This window comes from Microbacterium sp. 71-36, assembly GCF_001898305.1.
Classification (GTDB): domain Bacteria; phylum Actinomycetota; class Actinomycetes; order Actinomycetales; family Microbacteriaceae; genus Microbacterium.
Window position 1 is genome coordinate 187,557 of the sequence record NZ_MKTP01000003.1, and the last position, 19,959, is coordinate 207,515.

Below are 19,959 nucleotides of genomic sequence, written 5' to 3' on the forward strand. Positions count from 1 at the left end.
AGGGCAGTGACAGGTTTGTGTGGGTTTCTCGAGAGGCACCGGCGGAGTGTTCCGGGGCGCCTCTCGAGGCGGTGCAGGTGCTCTCCGCCGGGAAGTCCCGTGGCCGGCGGTTGCGCGGTGCGGGAGCCCTTCGCGTCCCTGGCTGGGTGCGTTGACACCGGTCTGGGTGCCCTGGGGCCGGGAGGAGCGGCGCGGCAGGCCCCCCGAATTGGGCGTGCGGCGGCGTGGTCTGTCTCGACTCCCGGCTCCGGGGTGTCTTGGTGAGCACGAGACCCCCAGGGCTGTGCCGTCCGGGGGTCTCGATGCCTGGTGTCTGGGTGCGACACCGTTCCAACTATCAAGGTAGGGGGTGACAGAACGTGGCTGTCAAGCGCGGGTGGGGTGGGTTTCAGGCGGTGCGGAATCGGGCTGTGGTGAGGGCGTCGTTGCGGCGTTGTTCGACGGCGGCGATGACGTCGGCGACGCGGTCGGGCCAGAGGTGGGCGTAGGTGTTGAGGGTTTCGGTGGCGTCTTTGTGGCCGAGCATCTGTTGCACGAGTTTGACGTCGGCGCCGGCGGCGATGGCGTTGGTCGCGGCGACGTGGCGGAGGTCGTGGACGGACATGGTCGTGGCGAGGCCGGCGGCGATGCGGGTCTTGCGCCAGACCCGGTTGTACCAGTTGGTGCCGTCGATGGCACCGCCGCGGGCGGCGGTGAAGACGAAGTCGTCGGGGGCCCCGGCCGCGGTGAGGTCGGCGAGTTCTGCCATGAGGAACGTGGGGATGGGGATCCAGCGTTTCTCCCAGGTCTTGACGGGGCCGAGCTTGCGGCGGCCTTCGCGGTCGACTGTCCAGGTGCGGTGGATGCGCGCGCGCTGATGGGTGGGCTCGAGGTCACGGACGCGAAGGGCGGTGGCTTCGCCGATGCGGGGCCCGCTATACGCGAGGAGCAAGAGCAGGGCGCGGTCGACGGGGCGGCCGGTGAGTTCGCGGGCGGTGTCGGCGAGGGTTTCGATGTCGAGGTGCGTGAGGTGTGGGAGGTCGTGCTCGAGGTCCCCTTCGCTGCGGGGTAGCTCGACGTTGGCGAGCGGGTTGCGGCCGATGATGCTCTCGGCGACGGCGTAGCGGAGAGGGCCGCCGAACGTGGATCGGACGATGTGGCCGAGGTAGGCGGGCGCCATCTTTGCAGGCACGCGGGCGGTCTGTTTGATGTGGTGGTTGACGTCGAACACGTGGGGCGCGGTGCCGTCGCGCAGATGCAGGATCCACGCGTCGATCTGGGGGCGGGTGATCGCGCCGATCGGGGTGGCGCCCCATTTCGGGAGGACGTAGTTGTCGAGCTCGCGCCGGTAGCGGCGCCACGTGGAGTCCTTGATCCGGTTCTTCGACGCGAGCCATGCTTCCGCGATCGCGGCGAAGGTCTGTTCGCGGGCGGAGGGGTCGATGTACCGGTCGGAGCGGATGTCGTCTTCGAGGGAGGCGGTGAACGTCTCAGCGTCGCTTCGTCGGGGGAAGAGCCGTTTGCGTTGGGTGCCGTCGGGTTCGTACCAGCCGGCTTCCCACCGGGATCCTCTGCCGAACTTCGTGGTGCGGAAGTGTTCGGGGAGGGTCTTGAGTGCGCGGAGTTGGGCGCTGGTGGGGCTGATCTTGGTGGTGGTCCCGTCGGGCATGGTGACGGTGGCGTCTTTGACCCACCTGTCGGTGATCCAGGCGCGTGCCATCAGGCGATGTTCTCGCGGTGGGTGAACATGCCGGCGCCCATCTTCGGTTGTACGTAGACGGTGTTGCCGAGGCGGAGTAGGACGCGTTGGAACGCTTCGAGGGTGGAGCGCATGACGCCGAGGTCGAGGGACATCGCGCCGAGGTGGCCGGCGTGGAGCGCTTCGACGTGTCGGTAGTCGTCGAGGGTGATGAGGCGCAGCGCGCCCCATTCTTCGGCGGCGCGTTCCTGCTTCGCGTGCACGGGCCCGAATCGGGTGGGTGTGTGTGCGAGGGCGTGGTGGCCGAGTTCGTGGGCGAGGACGCACCGGTGGAGGCGGGCGTTCATGCCGGGGCGGAGGCGGGTGAGCCTGCGGTCGACCCAGGATTGGCCGTCGTTGCCGTCTCGTACGCGGCCGTACTCGATGCGGATGCCGCCCTGTCGGGCGAGGTCCTCGAGGTACGTGTCGATAGGTGTCATTGCTCGTCGGTGGGTTCGGGGTCGGTGGGGCGGGCTACGGCGTCGAGGTCATCCTCTGCGGGGGCTCCGACATCGGCGCCGAACCGGCCGCGGACGACGTTGTCGGGGGTTGCTTCGATCGCGCGTTGAGCGCGGACGATCAGGTCGGTGGGTTCGAGCTCGAGCGCTTGGGCGATCGCGAGCAGGTCGGTGATCGTGAGCGTGACGCGCTTGCCCGTCTTCGAGTTGCCGCCGTCGAGCCGGTCGGACATGTACTGCGACGACTTCTGGATGAGACGGCCGAGGCCGCGTGAAGAGAGATCGCGGCGGCCCATCTCGGCCTTGATCTCAGAGACCAAGGCTTCGGAGAAGTTCTGCGGGTAGTCAGTGTCCACGGGTCCCGAGTCTGCCCTACTGCATGAATTCTCGTCAAGATGCATGGCATTGTTGACACCGCATGAATGACCATGCAATCTAGTCCGCATGGAACTTCATGCAAGCGACGCGGCTGGCATCCGGCTCGCCTCCCAGCGGGTCGCGGCGGAGCTTCGCGCCGAGCTCGCTCGGCAGAAACGCAGTGGCCGCGAGCTGTCCGTCGTGCTCGGTATCTCAGAGCACACCATGGGCCGTCGCCTCAACGGTGAGACGCCGTTCAACATGGTCGAGCTGGCTGCCGCGTGCCTGTGGCTGGGCATCAGCCTCACCGATCTGATTCGTCGCGCAGAGGCTGCGGAGCTGGCGTCATGAGCCTCGTCGCACTCCCACAGCCCGACCCGCACGCGGTCGATGAGCCGTCGGGTTTCGAGGATCTGCCCGCGGTGATGTCTCCGCGTGTGCTCGCCGAGGTTCTCGACGTGACGCCGCGGACGCTTGAGCGGTGGCGGGTCGACAAGATCGGCCCCGCCTGGATGAGCCTGCCCGGATCGAGCCTCATCCGGTACGGCCGCGCTGACGTCGTCGCCTGGCTGGCTGCGGCCCGGGTGGAGGTGACCCGGTGAGCGTGTGTCGGTTCCTGGCCGCCGCGACCGTCGTCATCGTCGCGGTGCTGCTCGTCCCGGCGGCACTGGTGCCGGGCGTGAACAGCGCGGACCTGATGGTCATCGCCGCGCCGCTCGTTCTCGTCTGGATCTGCGCGCCGCATGCGCGCTACGAGCCGCCCGCCGGTGGGCCGACTGCCCCCACTGACGTCCCCCACGTCGCCGAGCCCCCGGCGGGCCCCACCCCCTAGCCGTCCACGGCACCTGGCGCGCACGCGCGCACTCCCCTCTCCCCCTTTCTTGTTGTGAAGTCCCTGGAGTCCCGATGTCTCGTGTTCTCGTTCGTCCCCCGAAGTCGCTCGCTCGCCTCCCGTACCGTGCTCGCCGAGCCCCGCAGCACGACGATGTCGTCGCCGCTGTCGTCGAAGTGAAGCCGGTCCCCCGAGTGCTCCTTGTCCTTCCCGCCGTGATCGGTGCGCTCGCGATCGCCGAGCTCGTGGTAGCCGTCGTGGTGACGCTGTGACGATCGTGGTGGGTATCGATCCGAGCCTCACGTGCACGGGTATCGCGGTCATGGACGGCGTCGAGGTGTCCACGCGGCGGTTCGTGTCGCCGAACATCGGGGCGACGCTCCTCGCTCGCCGGAACCGGATCCGCCGCGCCGTCGACCCGATCCTCACGTTCCTGCCCGCCCGGTTCGACGTCGCCGTGATCGAGGTGCCGCACTCGCGGCAGCAGTACGGCGCGCAGAACGAACGCATCGCCCTCTACTGGTTCCTCGTTGACCAGCTGATCGCCCGCGGCCCGATCGTCGAGGTCGCACCGTCCCAGCGGGCGAAGCTCGCCACAGGCAACGGCCGCGCCTCGAAGGACGACGTCATCGCCGCGACGCGGGCCGCTTTCCCCGACGCGCGGATCCCGGACGACAACGTCGCCGACGCCGTCAGCCTCGCGTGGGCTGGCGCCCGCTGGGCAGGTGTGCCGACGCCCGAGTACTCCCCCGAGCAGGAGGGCGCGTTCACGCGCCTGTCCTGGCCCGCCCGAAACACCCCAATCGTCTGAGAGGACACCCTGCCCATGGTCAAGCTCGCCCCGTCGCTCCCGAAGGAGTACGACGACAACGGCATCGAATCGAACGGCCGGCACCTGTTGGCCGCGTACCCGAAGCAGACGTATCTCGCCGTCGTCGGCCTCGTGCGCACGAAGGAGATCACCGAGAACGAGAACTTCGAGCGCATCCCGAAGATCGAGTTCGTCGCGATCGAGCTCGCCGTCGACGGCGACGACGACGCGGACGTGCGGCAGCTGCTGCAGCGTCTGCACGACGCCCGCGTACAGCACATCAAGCAGCCCCTCGACCTGCCCGACGAGGGCGACGTGCCAGAGCCCGCGGCGCCCCTCGAGCTGGAGGCGTCGACCGGGCAGTACACGCTCACCGTCGTCGACCAGCCCGCCGGGAAGTTCTCGGTCGAGCTGCGCTCACCTTCCGGCGCGCTCGTCCTCTCTCGCGGCGCGCTCCCCACGGCGGACTACGACGCCCCGTTCCCCGGCCGGTACCAGGTCGGGCAGCTCGGCGGCCCGCTGGGTGAGCTCGCGGCGCTCCTCGTGCAGGAGTTCGAGCAGGGGTTCACCACCGACCCCGAAGACGTCGTCGACGCCGAACTCGTCGACGAGAACCCCACCACCACCGATGCCGAGGAGGCATGACCATGAGCAGCACCGCCCCCATCACTCCGATCAACCAGGTCAAGCAGCGGCAGCAGACGACCGAGGAACTCGTCGCCCACCGCGCGTCTCTCAAGGCCGACGCCGAGCACATCGCGGAGCGCATCGCGCAGATCGATGCGCAGCTGGTCGAGCGGCTGGCCGTCGGGACGCACGACATCGACGGCACGAAGGTGCAGGTGCGGGAGTACTCGCGCCTCGACACCGACTGGGTCGCCGCGGAGTACCCGCAGGCGGACTACCCGCAGCTCTACAAGACGACCACGGGTGTCGATCTTGCCGCGGTGAAGAAGCAGTTCGCGCCGGCCGTGCTCGAGGAGCACCAGGTCCGCGGCGCGAAGTCCGTCGTCGTCAAGTAAGCGCGACCGCCGCGACGGCCTACACACCGGGTTCGAGTCCCGGGGCGGCACCACCCAACGAGAGCAGAAAGGACAGGACATGCCGAAGACACTCACCTTCACCGGCACCCTCACGATCACGCACTGCGGCGTGTGCCAGATCCCGCATGCGATCCCGACCGAGATGTACGACGACCGGCTCGCGAACGGCGGCGAATGGCACTGCCCGAATGGACACAAGCTGCACTTCATCACGACCCGCGCCGACGAACTGGAGCGGCAGGCCGCGGCCGCGAAGCGTCAGCTGACGTTGGCGCGAGCGTCTCGTGATGCTGCGCGCGATCAGGCCGCTGCGGCCCATCGCTCAGCGATCGCGTACAAGGGCCACGTCACGCGGCTCCGCAACCGCATCGCGAACGGCGTCTGTCCCGTCGCCGGATGCCGGCGACACTTCGACAACGTCCAGGCGCACATCACGGGTCAGCACCCGGAGTGGGCCGCGGAGCACCCCGAGGCGTTGTCATGACCGACCGCATCGACCACGTCGCCGAGACTCTTCGCCTCGCCGACCTCAGCCAGTACCCAAACACCGGCGACCCCGCGGTCGGCGCCCTGTACATCGGAGCGGCCCAGGTACACGCGACGCTCGCTCTCGTCGAGCAGCAGCGCATCGCAAACCTCATTGCTCTCGTCGCGCTCAGCGGAAACGAGGAGGTGCAGGAGTCGAGTTTCGACGAGGGTTCGACGCTGTCGTCCGCCGGCATGCACGCGCTCATCGAGTACGTGCGCACGCCAGCCACGCCGTTCAGCGACCCCGATGACGTGCCGGAGATTCGCGCTGGAATTCGAGAGGCGCTGGGGCTGTGACGACCGTGGAGGACCTGTATCTCGGGGTGATCCGGGATGGAATCACGCGGCATCCGCGGTCGCTGCAGAAGCGCATCGGTCCGTCGGAGATCGGCAAGCCCTGCGACCGGTGGATCCTGCACAAGCTGAACGGCGACGGCGAGCCGGACCGCGGCCCTGCGTGGAAGCCGGCGATCGGCACGGCGGTGCATGACCAGCTCGAGCGCTGGTTCGACGCCGCGAACCGGCACGGCGGCGAGGTCGAGCACGCCGAGTGGATCACCGAGTGGCAGGTCACCGTCGGCACCATCGGCGGGGCGAGCATCACCGGTCACTCTGACCTGTTCCACGTCCCCACCGGCACGGTGATCGATCACAAGGTCGTCGGCCCGAAGCAGCTCACGAAGTACCGCATCCACGGCCCCAGCCAGCAGTACCGGGTGCAGGCGCACCTCTACGGCAAGGGCTTCACCGACGACGGCGGATGGGGCCCATGCCGCACCGTGGCGATCGCGTTCCTCCCCCGCGACGGTGAGCTGCAGAACGCCGTGTTCTGGTCCGAGCCGTACAACCCGCACCTCGCGGCCGAGGCGATGCTGCGCGCGAACCGCCTGAACCTGCTGCTGCAGGTCGCGGGGCTCGAGGGGGCGCTCGCGGCGTCGCCGCTGTGCGAAGACGAGTGGTGCACGTGGTGCCGGACGGAGCGGCGCGAGCAGCAGCGCGCCGCGGGCGGGTCGCTGTTCGACGTCGGCGAGCTCCGCGTCGTCCCGGATGCCGCGCCGGTGCCGTCGCCGGGGAACGCGGTCCCCGCGCTGGCCGAGCTCCTGCCGCCGCGCACATGCCCGGGGTGTGGGTGGCAGAGCCACGAGCTACCGGAGAACGTCGCGGAGTGGGAGCGGTCGTGGCAGGTGCACGAGCAGCTCCTCTGCCCCGCCCGCACGGCCGCACCCGCACTGCCTCCGCTTGTGCAGGCCGGTCCTCGCGCGCAGCTGTGCGACGACTGCGGCTTCCCGCTACACCCCGCAGCAGCCGCCGACGGCGGCACCGTGCACCCGACCTGCATCGCCCCGTTCCCTCCGGCCCCCAGGCCAATTCCCGCGACGCCGCAGCCAGCGGCGGCCGCACCCGTCCCCAACCTGTTCGACCGCTGACAAGACCAACCACCAAAACAAGGAGAAACACCATGTCCCTGTTCGATTCCAGCAGCAAGGGCGTCAAGTTCGACGTCGTCGGCGCCACCGTCACCGGCACCGTGAAGTCGGCGCCGCGCGAGCGACAGCAGACGAAGTTCGGCAGCCAGGACCCCGACTTCTGGCCCAACGGCGACCCGAAGATGCAGATCCTCGTCGACCTGCAGACCCAGGAACGCGCCGACGCGAACGACGACGGCGAGCGCACCCTGTACGTCGCGTCGAAAAACATGAAGCGCGCGATCTCGGATGCCATCCGCGCGGCGGGCGCGCCGGACCTGCAGCCGGGCGGCACCCTCACGGTGCAGTACCTCGGCAACGATCCGGCGTCGAAGAACCCGCAGAACCCGGCGAAGATGTACGCCGCGCAGTACACGGCCCCGACGTCCGCATTCGCTCAGCCGGCGGCTGCTGTCGCGCCGACCGTGCCCCCGGTGCAGCAGCCGGTGGCGGCGCAGCCCGTCGCCCCGCTGCAGCAGCAGTTCGCGCCCCAGCCTGCCCAGGTCGCGGCGCCCGCCGCCGTACCGCAGGCGCCGGTGCAGCAGCCGTTCCAGCCGCAGCCGACCGTGCACGCCGGCGGCCTCACCGACCAGCAGGTCGGGCAGCTGCAGCAGCTGCGCGGCGCCGGCATCCCGGACGCACAGATCGCCGTCGCCCTCGGTGTGACGCCCGAGCAGATCGCCACGTTCGACTCCACGCCGTTCTGAGAACGGCCGCCCGCGCCACGACAGCGTGCAGCCCTCTCGCGAGGGGCCGCGGGCACATGAGCACCCACAGCGAACCGGAAGACACCCCAACCGACACCGAAGAGCGGAGGCAGCCACGCGAGGGCGACGTCGTCTTCTGGACCAAGCCGTCATGCCAGCAGTGCCGCATGGTGAAGTACCGACTCGAAGCCGCCGGCATCCCGTACGTCGAGGCAGACATCACGCACCCAGACCATGCCCTGGACCTCGCGTACTTCCTGCACCTCGGGTTCGCGTCGGCACCGATCACCGAATACCGCGCGATCGTCGTCGCCGGGTTCGCCCCGTCGGAAGTCGACCGGGTCATTCACGCCTGGCGAACCGATCACCCCTCGGACGCGTCATGAGCGCGGACACCATCGCCGAACACCCCGGCCACTGCCCCGAGTGCGGCGCCCCGATCCGACCCGGCGAGCGCATCGTCCGCGGCAACGCGTTCGAGGCATGGCGTCACGCCGCCTGCCCGCGCACGAAGTTCGACTTCGATCCCGACACCGTCTGCCCCGACTGCTTCACCGTCCGCGCCACCACCGGAGCCTGCGCCTGCCCATGACTCTCCTCGCAACCGCCCTCGAGCTGCACGCAGCTGGACTGTCCGTCGTGCCCGTCGCCGCCGACGGCACGAAGCGCCCCCGCATCGCGTGGAAGCCACACACGGACGCCGCCGCGGACGCCGCGCAGCTGCGCGCGTGGTTCGACAACGACCTCGCGCAGGGCATCGGCATCGTCACCGGCTTCGGTGACGTCGAGCTCCTCGAGGTCGAGGGCGCCGCGATGGGGCAGATGGGCGCGGTGCTCGAGCTGCTCGACGGCACGGGCCTCCGCCACGTGTACGACCGCCTCGTCACAGGATGGTCGGAGCAGTCGCCATCCGGCGGCCTGCACCTCCTGTACCGCGTCGACGGCGGCGCGGTGCCGGGGAACACGAAGGTCGCGCAGCGGCCAACCGACGGCGCGACGGGTCGGGAGACGCTCGCGGAAACGCGAGGTACCGGCGGGTTCGTGGTGCTCGCCCCGTCTGCCGGGGGCGTGCATCCGACCGGGCGGCCGTGGGTGCGGCTCGTCGGCGGCCCCGCCACCATCCCGACCATCACCCGGGAGGAGCGCGACCAGGTCCACGCGGTCGTGCACGCCGCGCTCGACACCATGCCCGACGAGACACCCGCCCCGGCCGGTCCGGTGGATGCGAAGTGGTCGACGTCGTTCCACGCGGCCGAGGGCGACGTCACCCCCGGTGACGACTTCGAGGCGAAGACGGACTGGTCGGAGATCCTGGTCGGCTGGTCGCACGTGTTCACCCGCGGGGCCACCCGGTACTGGCGGCGTCCGGGGAAGAAGGACGGCATCAGCGCGACGACCGGGCACGCCGGCGACCGTGACCGCCTCTACGTCTTCACCTCGTCTACCGACTTCGAGCCGGAGGTGCCATACACGAAGTTCGGGGCGTACGCGCTGCTCAACCACCGCGGCGACCACGCGGCCGCCGCGAAAGCGCTCGCCGACGCCGACTTCGGGCACCGCGCACCCCGCACGCTCGCGCCCGCTGAGCCGCAGGTGTCGCGGACGACGTCGACGGGCACGCAGATGTCCGCCGTCGGCGCGACCGCGCCCGCGGCGGCGGCGACGGTCGGCGGGGACAGTGCGGACCTCACCGACGACGGCAACGCCCGACTCCTCGTCGCGGAGTACTCCGCGCGGATGCGGTACGTGCCCGACGCGGGCCGGTGGGTGACGTGGGAGGGCACCCGGTGGGCGTGGCACCCCGACGACGGGCCCGCGATCGAAGCGGCCCGCGACGTCATCCGCCGCATCCCAACCGACAACACCGCGCTGAAGGCGTGGCGGCTGAAGTCGATGCGTGCCCGCGCGATCGGTGACGCGGTGCGCCTGGCGCGGGCGGCACCGGCGATGCGGGTCGCGGCGGCCGAGTTCGACCGGCACCCGTGGCAGCTGAACACCCCCGGCGGTGTCGTCGACCTCCGCACCGGCGCGATCGCCGCGCCGACACCGGCGCTGTTCCACTCGAAGCAGACGACCGTCACCCCCGACGCGGGCATGAAGACGCCGCTGTGGGACAGGTTCCTCGCCACGACGTTCCAGTCGAACGCGCGCGTCGAACGGTACATGCAGCGTCTCGCCGGGTTGATGTTCATCGGTGAGGTGCGCGAGCACATCCTCCCGTTCGCGCACGGCGCCGGCGGCAACGGGAAAGGCGTGTTCGCCGAGGTGCTGTCCGCGATCGCCGGGGACTACGCGACATCGGCGCCGCAGGGGTTCCTCGTCGTCGGTCGGGAGAAGCACCCCACCGAGCTCGCGATGCTGCAGGGCCGGCGGCTCGTCATCACGTCCGAGATCAACGAGGACACGAAGTTCGACGAGGCGAAGATGAAGGCCCTCACCGGTGGCGACACGATCACCGCCCGGTTCATGGGGAAAGACTTCTTCGACTTCTCCCCATCGCACACGTTCCTCCTCCTCGGCAACAGCCAGCCGAAGGTGGAGACGGGCGGCGACTCCGTGTGGCGTCGACTCCGGCTCATCCCCTTCACCCACTCCGTCCCCGAGGACGAGCGGATCGAGGACCTGCAGCAGCGGCTCGTCGCCGAGGAAGGCGCCGGTATCCTCGCGTGGATCATCCGCGGCGCAGTCGAGTACGCCGCCGACGGCCTCGACACCCCGCCCGAGGTACTCGCCGCGACCGACGCGTACCGCGCCGAGGAAGACCACCTTGGCCGGTTCATCGAGGACCGGTGCGAACTCGGCGGGGGCTACCTCGTCGTCGTCGACACGAGCGAACTCCGCAAGGCGTATGACGCATGGTGTCGCGAGCAGCACCAGGACGCTCTCACCGCGACGGCATTCGGCCGGCAGCTCAAACAGCGCTTCGAAGTCGGTGACAAGCGGTCGAACGGCCGCCGGTTCTACACGAATATCCGGCTCGCCGTCGAAGAGAAGCCCGAGTCCGACGATCCCCGCGACGAGAGCTGGTGGGACCGGTGAGCGGCACGGCCCCACTGATGACCCGCTGCCGACGCTGCGGCGCGCGGGTGCTCGAGGTCCGCGCCGACTTCCACCTCGGCGTGCTCATCGGCGAACCCCGCGTCGACCCGGTGCGCCTGGACCGCGACCAGGTGCTCGCGTGCGTGCTCGTCGGCATCCGCCTCTGGCAGATCCACAAGCACGCCGGCCGCACCGTCACGAGCTCCCGGTCCCGCTACTGGCCGCGCACCCCGGTGGCGGGGCAGATCGCCCCCGCGCACGCGTGCGGCCGCGTCTGGACCGCGCCCGCGCTCGACCTCGTCCCCGACGAACCCGTCTACCCCGAACAGCCCCCGTTCTGAGAGGAACCCCCTGATGACCGAGATCACCCGCACCGTCCAGCAGCTCGTCGCTGACATCGACGTCGACGACGACGGCCTCGTCCGTATCCACGTCACCCAGCCGCTCACCCCGGAAGAGGCACGCGACGCCGCGGCCGCCATGATCGTGGCCGCGCAGACCGGCGATGCCTACCGGGTCGAGCAGTCGGTCCGTGACAACGCCTCCGCCGGTGGGGCGCACGTGGAGGCGTATTGCGCGACCTGCGCGGCCCCCGCGGTCCGTGACGTCCTGAGCACAGGCGGATGGCGGCACCTTTTCCCAGCGCAGGGTGCGCAGCGACACGTCGCCGTAGTGGAAGAGGCGGGTCTGTGATGCGCGCCGCAGACCGCCTCGCAGACGACTTCCCGCACGGCACCATCGACGGGTACCGCGCAGGGTGCCGCACTAGCACCTGCCCCGCCCTGCTCCCCTGCCGGGACGTGTACCGCCGCTACCAGGGCGACTACGGGTTCCGCCGTCTCGTCGACCAGGGCGTGACGCTCGAGGAGATCCTCCGCCGTGACGCCGCCGAGCGGGAGGGCATCGAGAAGCGGGACCGCGCGGCGAACAGGACCGGACGCGCCCTCTCGCCGAAGGATGCTGCGCCCGCGGCTCCTGCACTCACCCCGGCGGCGAGCGCACCGCCGAAGCCGACGCCGGCGGCGCCCCCGCCCATCGAGGACTGGCAGCGCGACGCGATCGCATGGCGCGAAAAGCGCACGACCCTGTACGCAACGCTCCGCCGCGCCGAGCAGGCCGTCACCGCAGCTCTCGAGGCACGGGACCGCGCCGAGGTCGCGTTCGACGCGCACATCGCCGCCGGCGAACCCACCGCGCCAGTCGCCGCGGCCGCGGGTAACGGGCGTCGTCGTCGCCGCGACGAGATCGAAGCGGGCGTGCACCGCCTCCACGCCGACGGCAAGGACGACGGGCAGATCGGCGCGGCGCTGAAGATCACCCGCGCGTACGCGGGCATGGTCCGCCGCGACCTCGGCCTCACCTCGCACATCCGACCCGGCAGCCGCCGGCCGAAAGGAGCATCGTGAGCGCCCTCGTCCCGACCGAAGCGATCGACCCGGATGCCGCCCGCGCGCTCTGGGTCGAGGAGTTCCTGTGGCACGTCGACCAGCTCCCTCATGTGCTCGAAGCATCCGGGACCATCGTCATGGCTGCGAGAGGTGTGCGCGCCCAACAGCTGACCGAGCGAGTGTCGGGAGGCGGCTACTACGACAACATCCCGCTCGGCGATGGACCCGAGTCGCGCAACGCGCGCGCCGTGTGGGACACGCTCCGCGGATACCTGGTCGTCGCGTCGTCACGGCTAGGACTCGAGTCCCCGCAGCTTCCCTCGCGGCTCCCGGACGCGGAGCTCGCGCGTGAGTGGGCGTACGCGGCGAACGCGTGGCTGTCCGACGTCGTCCACCTGATCGAGTCGTGGGACGACCTCGACACCCTCCAAGGCCAGCTGTTCCGGCTGATCCGGCGAGCGCTTCACCGGCTCGACCTCACCGCACATCGCCGCGCGCGCCCCGAGTACTGCAACCGGTGCGGGCAGCACGGCGTCCTCGTCGACTGGCTCGACGGGCCTGACGGCAGGTCCGTGCTGTCGAAGGTCTGCATCGTCTGCCGCACCGACCACACACCCACCCCGACCAAGGAGTCCTGATGGCCACCTCCACCATCGCGCCGTCTGTCGGCTACGCGCGCCCCATCGTCCCGTGGAACGGCCTCACGGTCACCGATCTCTTCTGCGGGGCCGGCGGCTCGTCATCCGGTCTCGTTGAGGCTGGCTACCGCGTGGTCATCGCCGCGAACCACTGGGCGCTGGCGATCGAGTCGCACCAGATCAACCACCCGGACACCGACCACTCGCAGGCCGACATCTCGCAGGTGAACCCGGCGTACTTCCCGAAGACTCACGTCCTCTGGGGATCGCCGGAGTGCACGAACCACTCGATCGCGAAGGGCGTGAAGCGGCAGCGGCAGCAAGATCAGGCGCTGTTCGAGCTTGACGGCACCCGACCGCTCCCGGACGAGGCCGCGAACCGTTCCCGGGCGACGATGTGGGACATCCCCCGGTTCGCCGAGCACCACCGGTACATGGCGATCATCCTCGAGAACGTCGTCGACGCGTACCGGTGGGACCAGTTCGACGCGTGGCAGCTCGCGATGCGCTCGCTCGGCTACCGGCTGCAGTTCGTGTGGCTGAACAGCATGCACGCGCAGATCGGCGGGCTCCCGGCGCCGCAGTCCCGCGACCGCATGTACATCGTGATGTGGCGCGAGGATCTCGTGTCGAAGGACCGGAAGGGCCCGGACGTGGGGAAGTGGACGCGGCCGGTGGCGGTGTGCCCGGAGCACGGCGAGGTGCAGGCTGTCCAGGCGTTCAAGAAGGCCGAGCAGTGGGGCCGCTACAGGGCGCAGTACCTCTACCGGTGCCCTCAGTGCTGGACGGTCATCGAGCCGGGGTGGCTGGCGGCCGAGTCGATCATTGACTGGTCGCTGCCCGCGCCGCGGATCGGCGACCGTGCGAAGCCTCTCGCCGAGAAGACGCGCGAGCGGATCCGCCGCGGCATCGAACGCCACTGGGCCCCGATCATCGCGAAGGCCGCCGGGAACACCTACGACGGCGTCACGACGGGCTCCGGCTACCTGCGGGTGAGCGAGATGGGCGCGCCGCTGCCCGCGCAGATGGGCACGGCCGAGCATGGCCTCGCGATCCCGCCGCTCGTCGTGAACCACGTCAGCGGCGCCGACGAGTCTCGGTCCCAGCCCGTCTCGCGCGAACTGCCGTCGATCGTGGCAGGCGGCACCCACGCGTCGCTGCTCATCCCGGTCGAGGGCCGTGAGGGCAAGAGCGCGGCATCCGTCGCCGACCCGCTGCGCACGCAGTCGACTCGCAACGAGACCGGGCTGCTCGTCCCGTCCTACTCGACGGGCGTCGCGCGCCCCACGACCGACCCGATGGGCACCGTCACGACCGCAGACCGCGCGGGCCTCGTCGTGCCGCTCCGGAACCACGGCGTCGCGAAGCCGACGTCGCACCCGATCGACACGGTGAGCGCCGAGGGCAACCACCACGCGCTCGTGCTGACGAACACGCACGAGAACCGCGCGCGCTCCGTGACCGAGCCCCTGCCGACGGCGACCACCGCAACGACGCAGGCGCTCATCATGCGGAACAACACCGCGCGCGGCGACAGCGGCCAGATGTCGACGCCTGTTGACGAGCCGCTGCGCGCGCTCACGACCGCGGGCCACCAGTCGCTCATCGAACCGAGCGCGCCGATCAGCCTCGACGTCGACGACGCCGGCTTCCGCATGCTCGAACCCCACGAGATCCAGCTCGGTATGGGCTTCGCCGCGGACTACCACCTCGTCGGCTCGAAACGCGACAAGGTCAAGCAGGCCGGGAACGCCGTAACCCCGCCCGCCGCGCGCGACCTCGGCCACGCCGTAGCCGAGTTCCTCCTGGCGGTGCTCGGATGACCGCCGCGAACACCACGCGCACCGACCACACGAACGGGGACGAACGATGACCTACAAACCGGATTGGTACGACACGCACTGCCCGACATGTGACGCTCCGGACCCTACCCACACGCCGACGTGCGCCGTGGTGCACGTCGGCGTGCAGGAGCCCGAGCACACGAACAGGAGCACGAAGTGACCGAACTCAGCCAGGCTGCACTCGTCGGCCTCAGTCAGTGGATCGACGCGGGGAACGCCGACCGCGACCCCGAAGCGCTCACGCTGCACCGTCTGATCAAGCTCACCGAAGAGTCCGGAGAAGTCGTCACTGCGACCATCGGCGCGCTCGGCGCGAATCCGCGCAAGGGTGTGACGAACACCTTCGAGAAGGTTCTGGACGAACTCCTGGACGTGGCGATCACTGCCCTCGGCGCGTACGAGCACATCGACGGTCACCAGGGCCGCGCTCTCTCGGAGTTGGAGGGCAAGATCGTCCGCGTTGCCGAACGGGCGGGCGTCGTGACGACCACTCGGGACCCGATGTGCACTTGCCTCACGCATTGGCCCTGCCAGGTGCACCGTCCGAGTGTGCAGGAGCCCGAGCACATGAACCTTGCACCGATAACCGACGACGACCTCCTGCGGATCGCAAACCGGCCCGGCGGGATCAACGAACAACTGCGCGCCGCGATGGATGCGCGGGACCACGAGGACGGGAGCGCAGACCGTGGCTGAGTGCCTGAACTGTGGGGAGACCCCCGAGTCGCTGAAACGCCAGGGCATCACGATGTGCGCCATCGAGGGCGGGTACGAATACCGCGAAATCGAGCACGAGTTCGCACATCATCGCTGGGCCGATTGGCGCGACCGAGAGCTAGACATGATGGGCATCAAGCCCGAGGCGTACGACAAGCATCGGAGAACGCCCGCGTTGCACATGCAGTGGGTGGGATGCGAAGACACCAAGCGCGGACACGTCCCCGCGACCAAGGAGAGCGACCGGGAGGACTTCGGATGCCGGACCGGCCAGTGCATCGCCTGCGGCCAAGTGCCCGGTTCGAGTGTGCAGGAGCCCGAGCACCAGAACCGTAGCAACGAAGGAGAGAACCGATGACCGCTCAGGACGTACGCAACCTGCACGAGGCGGAATCCGCCGACGCCTACACCTACGACTGCGCCGAGGGTGATTGCAGCGGGCACCCCGACGGCACGGAGTGCCCGACGACCCCCGTCGACATCTGCGGCTACTGCTACGCCCGCGCGAACGAGCCGGACTACCTCGCCGCATGGCTCGTGTGGCCCTGCGAGACGATCCGAGCGCTCGACAGCGAAACGGCGGCCGAACCGACCGAACCGGAGTCTCGTGGCACCTGAGAGCTCGGCACAGCGTGCGCTCGCCGTCGAAGACTTCGTCGAACTTATCCCCCGAGATGTGCACAACTTTGCTCACAGGCGGCGAACCTTCAACCAACGCTTCAACCAGGTTTCACTCAGTCTCTCTGTGGACAGATTCGCCGCGGAATTACGCGGTTGTGGTTTCGAATATTCGCACGAACCGAGAGTTGTCCACAGCAATCATTCACACGCAAACCGGCGATTCGAGCACACCCTCCACAGACTTATCCACAGGCTCGTTTGCCGAACCTTTGTCTGGGCGGGCACGATGATCGGCACGACCCGAAAGGAGGTCAGGACCATGCAAACCCAGCAACGCATCTACATCGCCGAGAACTACCTCCGCATCCTCAACGCCGACCCGAATCCGACCCTCGCGACCGAGATCTACTACGTCACCCTCGCCGCGCGATATGGCGTTCCGCTCGAGCGCATCGCCGAGCTCACCGGCCTTCCGCTCAACCGCGTCTCCATCCTCATCGGCGGTTGACCGATGGCGACAATGACCTATCGGGAGGCAGCTCACGCGGTGCGCCGGTCGGTCCGCACGATCAAGCGGTGGCGGCACTCCGGCATGCCGATGACGTGGGACCTTCGACAAGGTCAGAAGGTGCGCGTCGTCGACGAGGACGTGCTGTTCGCGTGGCTCCGCGACCGCCTCGACGCGTGGCCGTCACACCAGTACAAGCTCCGCCGACTACAGGCCGCGGCAGCGCCCACCGCCCCCGACGGGTGAGCTGCCACCGTTGCGATGTGAGACGCATGTGAGACGAACCACTCCCCGCACCAACGACAAGAGGCCCGGGCCCCCGCATTTCTGCGGGAATCCGGGCCTCGACTGTCGGGATGACAGGATTTGAACCTGCGACCCCTTGACCCCCAGTCAAGTGCGCTACCAAGCTGCGCCACATCCCGTCGCCCGCGAGCGGCCAACTCGATTATCTTACCCGCTCCGCGCACGTCCCGCGAACCGGCGGCGCCCCGGGCGTGTGCGCACGCAGAACCGCAACCCCCGCGGCATCCCTTGCCCGTGTCGGAGCCCCTCGCTACGGTCGCGGCATGGCGATCGAGATCCTCCCCGCGACCGGTGACCGCTTCGACGACGCCGAGACCGCCCTCGACAGCGGCGACGGACCCGAGTGCCAGTGCCAGTGGTGGATGCTGCCGAACGGCCCGTGGAAAGAGACCTCGGTCGCGGAACGCACGGGGTTGTTCCGAGCCGAACTCGAGGGCGATCTGCCACCCGGACTCATCGCGTACGTCGACGGCGAGCCGGCCGGGTGGGTGCGGGTCGGCCCGCGGACGGCTCAGCCTCGACTCGCCCGCACCCGCAATGTCACCGGTTCCACGATCGAACCGCTCGACGACCACGATGTCTGGGCGGTCACGTGCTTCGTCGTCCGCAAGGCGTACCGTGGTGGCGGACTGATGCGCGACCTGCTGGATGCCGCCGTCGACGCCGCCCGCGACGGCGGGGCCCGCGTCGTCGAGGGGTACCCGCGCGACCCGACCGTGGCGAAGATGCCGGTGAACGACCTCTACCTCGGCACGGTGTCGATCTTCGAAGAGGCCGGATTCACTGTGGTCGGCCGACCCAAGCCCGACCGCGCGCTCGTGTCCCTCACGCTCCGCGACTGATCCCCCGACCTACGATGGAGGTTTCCCGAAGGAGCCTCGATGACGGATGCCACGCCCACCGCACGCGTCGACGCGTGGCTGTGGGCCATCCGCGTCTACAAGACCCGGTCGGCCGCGACCACGGCGTGCCGCGCGGGTCATGTGCGCGTCAACGGCGAGCGCGCGAAGGCCGCCCAGCCGGTCCGCCCGGGCGATGAGTTGCGCGTGCGGATCCAGGGTTTCGACCGCATCCTGGTCGTGAAGAAGACCATCGCGAAGCGTGTCGGTGCCGCCCTCGTCGCCGAGGCGGCCGACGACCGCACTCCCCCGCCGCCGCCGCGCGAGAGCACCCCCTTCGTGCCCGTCCGCGACCGCGGCGCCGGACGCCCCACGAAGCGCGACCGCCGCGAGATCGAGAAGCTCCGCGGGCGCGACCTCGACTGACGCGGCGCACCCTCAGCGATCCGCACAACCTCAGCCACGATCCCCCGCCGGCGACTCACCCGGCGCGAATCGCTGAGCCAACGCCGCAGCCGCCGGCCTCAGCCCAACTGCTCCCGCAACCACCGCACCCCGCGCACCGACGCCCCGAGCTCCGCGACGCGCGCCGCGAGCCCGCGGTCGCTGGTCACGACGATCACGGGGTTCCACGACCCCACGAGCTTCCGCGCGACGGCGACGATCTCGTCATCGCCCGACCCCGCAGCCCGGAACACGCCGACCTGGTCCGCGTCCACGTCCGCCGCGCGCGCGTCACCTTCGAGCACCGCCGACACGAACGGGAACCAGCGCGTGGCCGCGAGACCGAGGTGCTCGGCATCCACCCCGTCGATCGCGAGCCGCGAGAGCTGCGTCAATAGCCGCTCGGCGGATCCGGCGCGGTCCTTCCACCATCCGTCGGGCACCGACCCCACGACGTTCGCCACGTCGACGATCACGGCGGGACGCACCGACAGCGCGTCGCGCAGCATCGGCCACGCGGAAGCGAACCCGGGGTGCAGGGGGCGGGATGCCACCTCGTCGATCGGCACCCACTCCAACGCCACGCTCTCGGGGTCGCTGATCACCGGTTCGAACGGCACCGCCACATCGGCGACGAGCGTGGTGTACGTCCAGATGTCGAGGTCGAGGACGCTCTCGAACCGGGGCTGCACGGCATCCACCGGAACCCCTGCCTCCTCCGCCGACTCGCGCAGCGCGCCGTCACGCGCGGATTCGCCCTGGTGCCGCGCCCCACCCGGCAGCGCCCACGTGTCGCCGAAGTGGCTCCACGAGACCCGGTGCTGCAGCAGGACGCCGCGTTCGGCATCCACGGCGAGCAGGCCCGCCGCGCCGAAACGTCCCCAGTACCGCTCACCGGTGGGCGCTTGGACCCAGGCGTCGCCGGGATCGCGGGGTCCGTGCGGACGCCGCGGCTCACCGGGGGCGGGAGGTTGGATCGTCATCCCCTCCACCCTGGCACAGCCACGCCCCGCGGGACGCTCCGCGCGTCACACGGCGCCGCCCACCGCGCCCACGGCGCCCGCCGTAACCCCCGCCGAAAACACGAGACTGCATCCGCCCGACGAACCCCCCGCAGCGTGCGGTGGAGATGTCAGGCGGATGCAGTCTCGCGACCTCACCCGCGCAGGAGAGCGCGCGCTCAGTCGAAGCGCGCGCCCTGCGGGTTCGAGTCCAGGATCAGGAACACCAGCAGGATGATCCCGCCCACGAACGGAACGAAGGCGATGAAGATCCAGAAGCCGCTGCGGTTGGAGTCGTGCAGACGGCGCACCACGAGCGCCAGGTACGGCACGAGGGTCGCGAGTGACCAGAGGCCGTAGATCACGAAGAAGACGAGGCCAAGGCCCGACGGCCCCACCGGCTCGCCGAACTCGTTGACGGTCGGACCGCTGGTCGCGAGCGCGAGGATCGAGAACACCGCTCCGACGATCGCCATCACCAGGAACCACCACCAGAACTCGCTGCGGCTGGCGCGGCCCGTGAAGGTGGCGTACTTCTTGAAGAAGCGCTGCACGGCGGCACCCAGCGGAGCCCCGTAGTACGGCTGATCCAACGCCGGAGCGGTCTGCGAACTGGACACGACGATCCCCCATTCCCGCGGGCACCCGTTGCCCGCCGCACCGGACTCTATCGGCCCGGCGCACCCCGCAGCGGA

The 19,959-nt window shown here is 69.8% G+C and carries 31 protein-coding genes and 1 tRNA gene; 26 read left to right on the plus strand and 6 right to left on the minus strand.

What is annotated here, in order from left to right; translation table 11 throughout:
• Nucleotides 1-388: 388 nt before the first annotated feature.
• From BGO45_RS11190 to BGO45_RS11200, 3 genes are read right to left on the minus strand one after another with little or no spacing between them, the layout of a single operon-like run.
• A complete protein-coding gene (locus BGO45_RS11190) occupies nt 389-1,699 on the minus strand; it encodes a site-specific integrase (RefSeq protein ID WP_292694198.1) in 1,311 nt (436 codons plus the stop codon).
• Nucleotides 1,699-2,157, minus strand: coding sequence for a hypothetical protein (locus BGO45_RS11195; protein WP_292694201.1), 459 nt, complete (start codon nt 2,155-2,157; stop codon nt 1,699-1,701). The genes BGO45_RS11190 and BGO45_RS11195 overlap by 1 nt, the downstream gene beginning before the upstream one ends.
• Nucleotides 2,154-2,531 carry a hypothetical protein gene (locus BGO45_RS11200; protein ID WP_292694204.1) on the minus strand — a complete coding sequence of 126 codons (378 nt, stop codon included), beginning with the start codon at nt 2,529-2,531 and terminating at the stop codon, nt 2,154-2,156. Before BGO45_RS11200 ends, BGO45_RS11195 begins: the two co-directional genes overlap by 4 nt.
• Nucleotides 2,532-2,619: 88 nt before the next feature.
• Between BGO45_RS11200 and BGO45_RS11205 the strand changes: the two genes are divergently transcribed.
• The 24 genes from BGO45_RS11205 to BGO45_RS11320 all read left to right on the plus strand — a co-directional run bounded on the left by BGO45_RS11205 (nt 2,620) and on the right by BGO45_RS11320 (nt 16,920).
• Nucleotides 2,620-2,883 (plus strand): hypothetical protein, encoded by a 264-nt coding sequence (locus BGO45_RS11205; RefSeq protein WP_292694207.1) that lies wholly within the window; start codon nt 2,620-2,622, stop codon nt 2,881-2,883.
• Complete coding sequence (locus tag BGO45_RS11210) at nt 2,880-3,134, plus strand: hypothetical protein (RefSeq protein WP_292694210.1); 255 nt, start codon at nt 2,880-2,882, stop codon at nt 3,132-3,134. The genes BGO45_RS11205 and BGO45_RS11210 overlap by 4 nt, the downstream gene beginning before the upstream one ends.
• Nucleotides 3,131-3,364, plus strand: coding sequence for a hypothetical protein (locus BGO45_RS11215; RefSeq protein WP_292694212.1), 234 nt, complete (start codon nt 3,131-3,133; stop codon nt 3,362-3,364). Before BGO45_RS11210 ends, BGO45_RS11215 begins: the two co-directional genes overlap by 4 nt.
• 74 nt (nt 3,365-3,438) lie before the next feature.
• Nucleotides 3,439-3,636, plus strand: a complete 198-nt coding sequence (locus tag BGO45_RS11220) for a hypothetical protein (RefSeq protein WP_292694214.1) — start codon at nt 3,439-3,441, stop codon at nt 3,634-3,636.
• 8 nt (nt 3,637-3,644) lie between these two features.
• On the plus strand, nt 3,645-4,175 hold the full coding sequence (locus BGO45_RS11225) for a hypothetical protein (protein ID WP_292694215.1): 531 nt from the start codon (nt 3,645-3,647) through the stop codon (nt 4,173-4,175).
• 15 nt (nt 4,176-4,190) lie between these two features.
• Entirely contained in the window at nt 4,191-4,820 is a 630-nt protein-coding gene (locus BGO45_RS11230) for a hypothetical protein (RefSeq protein WP_292694216.1), read from the plus strand.
• 2 nt (nt 4,821-4,822) lie between these two features.
• The gene (locus BGO45_RS11235; protein WP_292694218.1) at nt 4,823-5,197 is read left to right on the plus strand and encodes a hypothetical protein; all 375 of its coding nucleotides are present in this window, start codon (nt 4,823-4,825) and stop codon (nt 5,195-5,197) included.
• 79 nt (nt 5,198-5,276) lie between these two features.
• Nucleotides 5,277-5,702, plus strand: a complete 426-nt coding sequence (locus BGO45_RS11240) for a hypothetical protein (protein WP_292694220.1) — start codon at nt 5,277-5,279, stop codon at nt 5,700-5,702.
• Complete coding sequence (locus tag BGO45_RS11245) at nt 5,699-6,043, plus strand: hypothetical protein (protein WP_292694222.1); 345 nt, start codon at nt 5,699-5,701, stop codon at nt 6,041-6,043. The genes BGO45_RS11240 and BGO45_RS11245 overlap by 4 nt, the downstream gene beginning before the upstream one ends.
• Nucleotides 6,040-7,173 carry a hypothetical protein gene (locus BGO45_RS11250; protein ID WP_292694225.1) on the plus strand — a complete coding sequence of 378 codons (1,134 nt, stop codon included), beginning with the start codon at nt 6,040-6,042 and terminating at the stop codon, nt 7,171-7,173. Before BGO45_RS11245 ends, BGO45_RS11250 begins: the two co-directional genes overlap by 4 nt.
• A gap of 32 nt (nt 7,174-7,205) precedes the next feature.
• Nucleotides 7,206-7,919: a hypothetical protein gene (locus BGO45_RS11255; RefSeq protein WP_292694228.1), complete on the plus strand. Its 714-nt coding sequence runs from the start codon at nt 7,206-7,208 to the stop codon at nt 7,917-7,919.
• Between the two features lie 56 nt (nt 7,920-7,975).
• Nucleotides 7,976-8,305 (plus strand): glutaredoxin family protein, encoded by a 330-nt coding sequence (locus BGO45_RS11260; protein WP_292694230.1) that lies wholly within the window; start codon nt 7,976-7,978, stop codon nt 8,303-8,305.
• Nucleotides 8,302-8,511, plus strand: coding sequence for a hypothetical protein (locus BGO45_RS11265; protein WP_292694233.1), 210 nt, complete (start codon nt 8,302-8,304; stop codon nt 8,509-8,511). Before BGO45_RS11260 ends, BGO45_RS11265 begins: the two co-directional genes overlap by 4 nt.
• Nucleotides 8,508-10,958, plus strand: a complete 2,451-nt coding sequence (locus BGO45_RS11270; protein WP_292694236.1) for a phage/plasmid primase, P4 family — start codon at nt 8,508-8,510, stop codon at nt 10,956-10,958. The genes BGO45_RS11265 and BGO45_RS11270 overlap by 4 nt, the downstream gene beginning before the upstream one ends.
• A 17-nt stretch (nt 10,959-10,975) precedes the next feature.
• Nucleotides 10,976-11,299: a hypothetical protein gene (locus tag BGO45_RS11275; protein WP_292694239.1), complete on the plus strand. Its 324-nt coding sequence runs from the start codon at nt 10,976-10,978 to the stop codon at nt 11,297-11,299.
• A 13-nt stretch (nt 11,300-11,312) separates the two neighbouring features.
• Complete coding sequence (locus BGO45_RS11280) at nt 11,313-11,651, plus strand: hypothetical protein (RefSeq protein WP_292694241.1); 339 nt, start codon at nt 11,313-11,315, stop codon at nt 11,649-11,651.
• The gene (locus BGO45_RS11285) at nt 11,651-12,364 is read left to right on the plus strand and encodes a hypothetical protein (protein WP_292694244.1); all 714 of its coding nucleotides are present in this window, start codon (nt 11,651-11,653) and stop codon (nt 12,362-12,364) included. Before BGO45_RS11280 ends, BGO45_RS11285 begins: the two co-directional genes overlap by 1 nt.
• Nucleotides 12,361-12,984, plus strand: coding sequence for a hypothetical protein (locus tag BGO45_RS11290; RefSeq protein WP_292694246.1), 624 nt, complete (start codon nt 12,361-12,363; stop codon nt 12,982-12,984). Before BGO45_RS11285 ends, BGO45_RS11290 begins: the two co-directional genes overlap by 4 nt.
• Nucleotides 12,984-14,807: a DNA cytosine methyltransferase gene (locus BGO45_RS11295; protein WP_292694249.1), complete on the plus strand. Its 1,824-nt coding sequence runs from the start codon at nt 12,984-12,986 to the stop codon at nt 14,805-14,807. The genes BGO45_RS11290 and BGO45_RS11295 overlap by 1 nt, the downstream gene beginning before the upstream one ends.
• Nucleotides 14,808-14,984: 177 nt before the next feature.
• A complete protein-coding gene (locus BGO45_RS11300; RefSeq protein WP_292694252.1) occupies nt 14,985-15,524 on the plus strand; it encodes a MazG-like family protein in 540 nt (179 codons plus the stop codon).
• Nucleotides 15,517-15,903, plus strand: coding sequence for a hypothetical protein (locus BGO45_RS11305; protein ID WP_292694255.1), 387 nt, complete (start codon nt 15,517-15,519; stop codon nt 15,901-15,903). Before BGO45_RS11300 ends, BGO45_RS11305 begins: the two co-directional genes overlap by 8 nt.
• Complete coding sequence (locus tag BGO45_RS11310) at nt 15,900-16,163, plus strand: hypothetical protein (RefSeq protein WP_292694258.1); 264 nt, start codon at nt 15,900-15,902, stop codon at nt 16,161-16,163. The genes BGO45_RS11305 and BGO45_RS11310 overlap by 4 nt, the downstream gene beginning before the upstream one ends.
• 322 nt (nt 16,164-16,485) lie before the next feature.
• The gene (locus BGO45_RS11315) at nt 16,486-16,674 is read left to right on the plus strand and encodes a hypothetical protein (RefSeq protein WP_292694260.1); all 189 of its coding nucleotides are present in this window, start codon (nt 16,486-16,488) and stop codon (nt 16,672-16,674) included.
• A 12-nt stretch (nt 16,675-16,686) separates the two neighbouring features.
• On the plus strand, nt 16,687-16,920 hold the full coding sequence (locus tag BGO45_RS11320; RefSeq protein ID WP_292694263.1) for a hypothetical protein: 234 nt from the start codon (nt 16,687-16,689) through the stop codon (nt 16,918-16,920).
• 105 nt (nt 16,921-17,025) lie between these two features.
• Here BGO45_RS11320 and BGO45_RS11325 read toward each other — a convergent pair.
• Nucleotides 17,026-17,099 (minus strand) — tRNA-Pro (locus tag BGO45_RS11325).
• A gap of 144 nt (nt 17,100-17,243) precedes the next feature.
• On the opposite strand from BGO45_RS11325, the gene BGO45_RS11330 reads away from it, so the two are divergent.
• Together BGO45_RS11330 and BGO45_RS11335 are read left to right on the plus strand one after the other, a co-directional pair.
• Nucleotides 17,244-17,822, plus strand: coding sequence for a GNAT family N-acetyltransferase (locus tag BGO45_RS11330; protein ID WP_292694265.1), 579 nt, complete (start codon nt 17,244-17,246; stop codon nt 17,820-17,822).
• 39 nt (nt 17,823-17,861) lie between these two features.
• The gene (locus tag BGO45_RS11335; RefSeq protein WP_077052602.1) at nt 17,862-18,245 is read left to right on the plus strand and encodes a S4 domain-containing protein; all 384 of its coding nucleotides are present in this window, start codon (nt 17,862-17,864) and stop codon (nt 18,243-18,245) included.
• A 98-nt stretch (nt 18,246-18,343) separates the two neighbouring features.
• On the opposite strand, the gene BGO45_RS11340 is transcribed toward BGO45_RS11335, so the two are convergent.
• Nucleotides 18,344-19,246, minus strand: a complete 903-nt coding sequence (locus BGO45_RS11340; protein WP_292694269.1) for an NUDIX hydrolase — start codon at nt 19,244-19,246, stop codon at nt 18,344-18,346.
• A 197-nt stretch (nt 19,247-19,443) separates the two neighbouring features.
• Nucleotides 19,444-19,884: a DUF805 domain-containing protein gene (locus BGO45_RS11345; RefSeq protein WP_292694272.1), complete on the minus strand. Its 441-nt coding sequence runs from the start codon at nt 19,882-19,884 to the stop codon at nt 19,444-19,446.
• Nucleotides 19,885-19,959: the final 75 nt, after the last annotated feature.

Excerpts from the sequence above, each read along its gene's own strand:
- BGO45_RS11190 (WP_292694198.1), bottom strand. The coding sequence starts at position 1,699 with ATGGCACGCGCCTGGATCACCGACAGGTGGGTCAAAGACGCCACCGTC.
- BGO45_RS11195 (WP_292694201.1), bottom strand. The coding sequence starts at position 2,157 with ATGACACCTATCGACACGTACCTCGAGGACCTCGCCCGACAGGGCGGC.
- BGO45_RS11205 (WP_292694207.1), top strand. The coding sequence starts at position 2,620 with ATGGAACTTCATGCAAGCGACGCGGCTGGCATCCGGCTCGCCTCCCAG.
- BGO45_RS11210 (WP_292694210.1), top strand. The coding sequence starts at position 2,880 with ATGAGCCTCGTCGCACTCCCACAGCCCGACCCGCACGCGGTCGATGAG.
- BGO45_RS11220 (WP_292694214.1), top strand. The coding sequence starts at position 3,439 with ATGTCTCGTGTTCTCGTTCGTCCCCCGAAGTCGCTCGCTCGCCTCCCG.
- BGO45_RS11230 (WP_292694216.1), top strand. The coding sequence starts at position 4,191 with ATGGTCAAGCTCGCCCCGTCGCTCCCGAAGGAGTACGACGACAACGGC.
- BGO45_RS11235 (WP_292694218.1), top strand. The coding sequence starts at position 4,823 with ATGAGCAGCACCGCCCCCATCACTCCGATCAACCAGGTCAAGCAGCGG.
- BGO45_RS11240 (WP_292694220.1), top strand. The coding sequence starts at position 5,277 with ATGCCGAAGACACTCACCTTCACCGGCACCCTCACGATCACGCACTGC.
- BGO45_RS11245 (WP_292694222.1), top strand. The coding sequence starts at position 5,699 with ATGACCGACCGCATCGACCACGTCGCCGAGACTCTTCGCCTCGCCGAC.
- BGO45_RS11255 (WP_292694228.1), top strand. The coding sequence starts at position 7,206 with ATGTCCCTGTTCGATTCCAGCAGCAAGGGCGTCAAGTTCGACGTCGTC.
- BGO45_RS11260 (WP_292694230.1), top strand. The coding sequence starts at position 7,976 with ATGAGCACCCACAGCGAACCGGAAGACACCCCAACCGACACCGAAGAG.
- BGO45_RS11265 (WP_292694233.1), top strand. The coding sequence starts at position 8,302 with ATGAGCGCGGACACCATCGCCGAACACCCCGGCCACTGCCCCGAGTGC.
- BGO45_RS11270 (WP_292694236.1), top strand. The coding sequence starts at position 8,508 with ATGACTCTCCTCGCAACCGCCCTCGAGCTGCACGCAGCTGGACTGTCC.
- BGO45_RS11275 (WP_292694239.1), top strand. The coding sequence starts at position 10,976 with ATGACCCGCTGCCGACGCTGCGGCGCGCGGGTGCTCGAGGTCCGCGCC.
- BGO45_RS11280 (WP_292694241.1), top strand. The coding sequence starts at position 11,313 with ATGACCGAGATCACCCGCACCGTCCAGCAGCTCGTCGCTGACATCGAC.
- BGO45_RS11285 (WP_292694244.1), top strand. The coding sequence starts at position 11,651 with ATGCGCGCCGCAGACCGCCTCGCAGACGACTTCCCGCACGGCACCATC.
- BGO45_RS11295 (WP_292694249.1), top strand. The coding sequence starts at position 12,984 with ATGGCCACCTCCACCATCGCGCCGTCTGTCGGCTACGCGCGCCCCATC.
- BGO45_RS11310 (WP_292694258.1), top strand. The coding sequence starts at position 15,900 with ATGACCGCTCAGGACGTACGCAACCTGCACGAGGCGGAATCCGCCGAC.
- BGO45_RS11315 (WP_292694260.1), top strand. The coding sequence starts at position 16,486 with ATGCAAACCCAGCAACGCATCTACATCGCCGAGAACTACCTCCGCATC.
- BGO45_RS11320 (WP_292694263.1), top strand. The coding sequence starts at position 16,687 with ATGACCTATCGGGAGGCAGCTCACGCGGTGCGCCGGTCGGTCCGCACG.
- BGO45_RS11330 (WP_292694265.1), top strand. The coding sequence starts at position 17,244 with ATGGCGATCGAGATCCTCCCCGCGACCGGTGACCGCTTCGACGACGCC.
- BGO45_RS11335 (WP_077052602.1), top strand. The coding sequence starts at position 17,862 with ATGACGGATGCCACGCCCACCGCACGCGTCGACGCGTGGCTGTGGGCC.
- BGO45_RS11340 (WP_292694269.1), bottom strand. The coding sequence starts at position 19,246 with ATGACGATCCAACCTCCCGCCCCCGGTGAGCCGCGGCGTCCGCACGGA.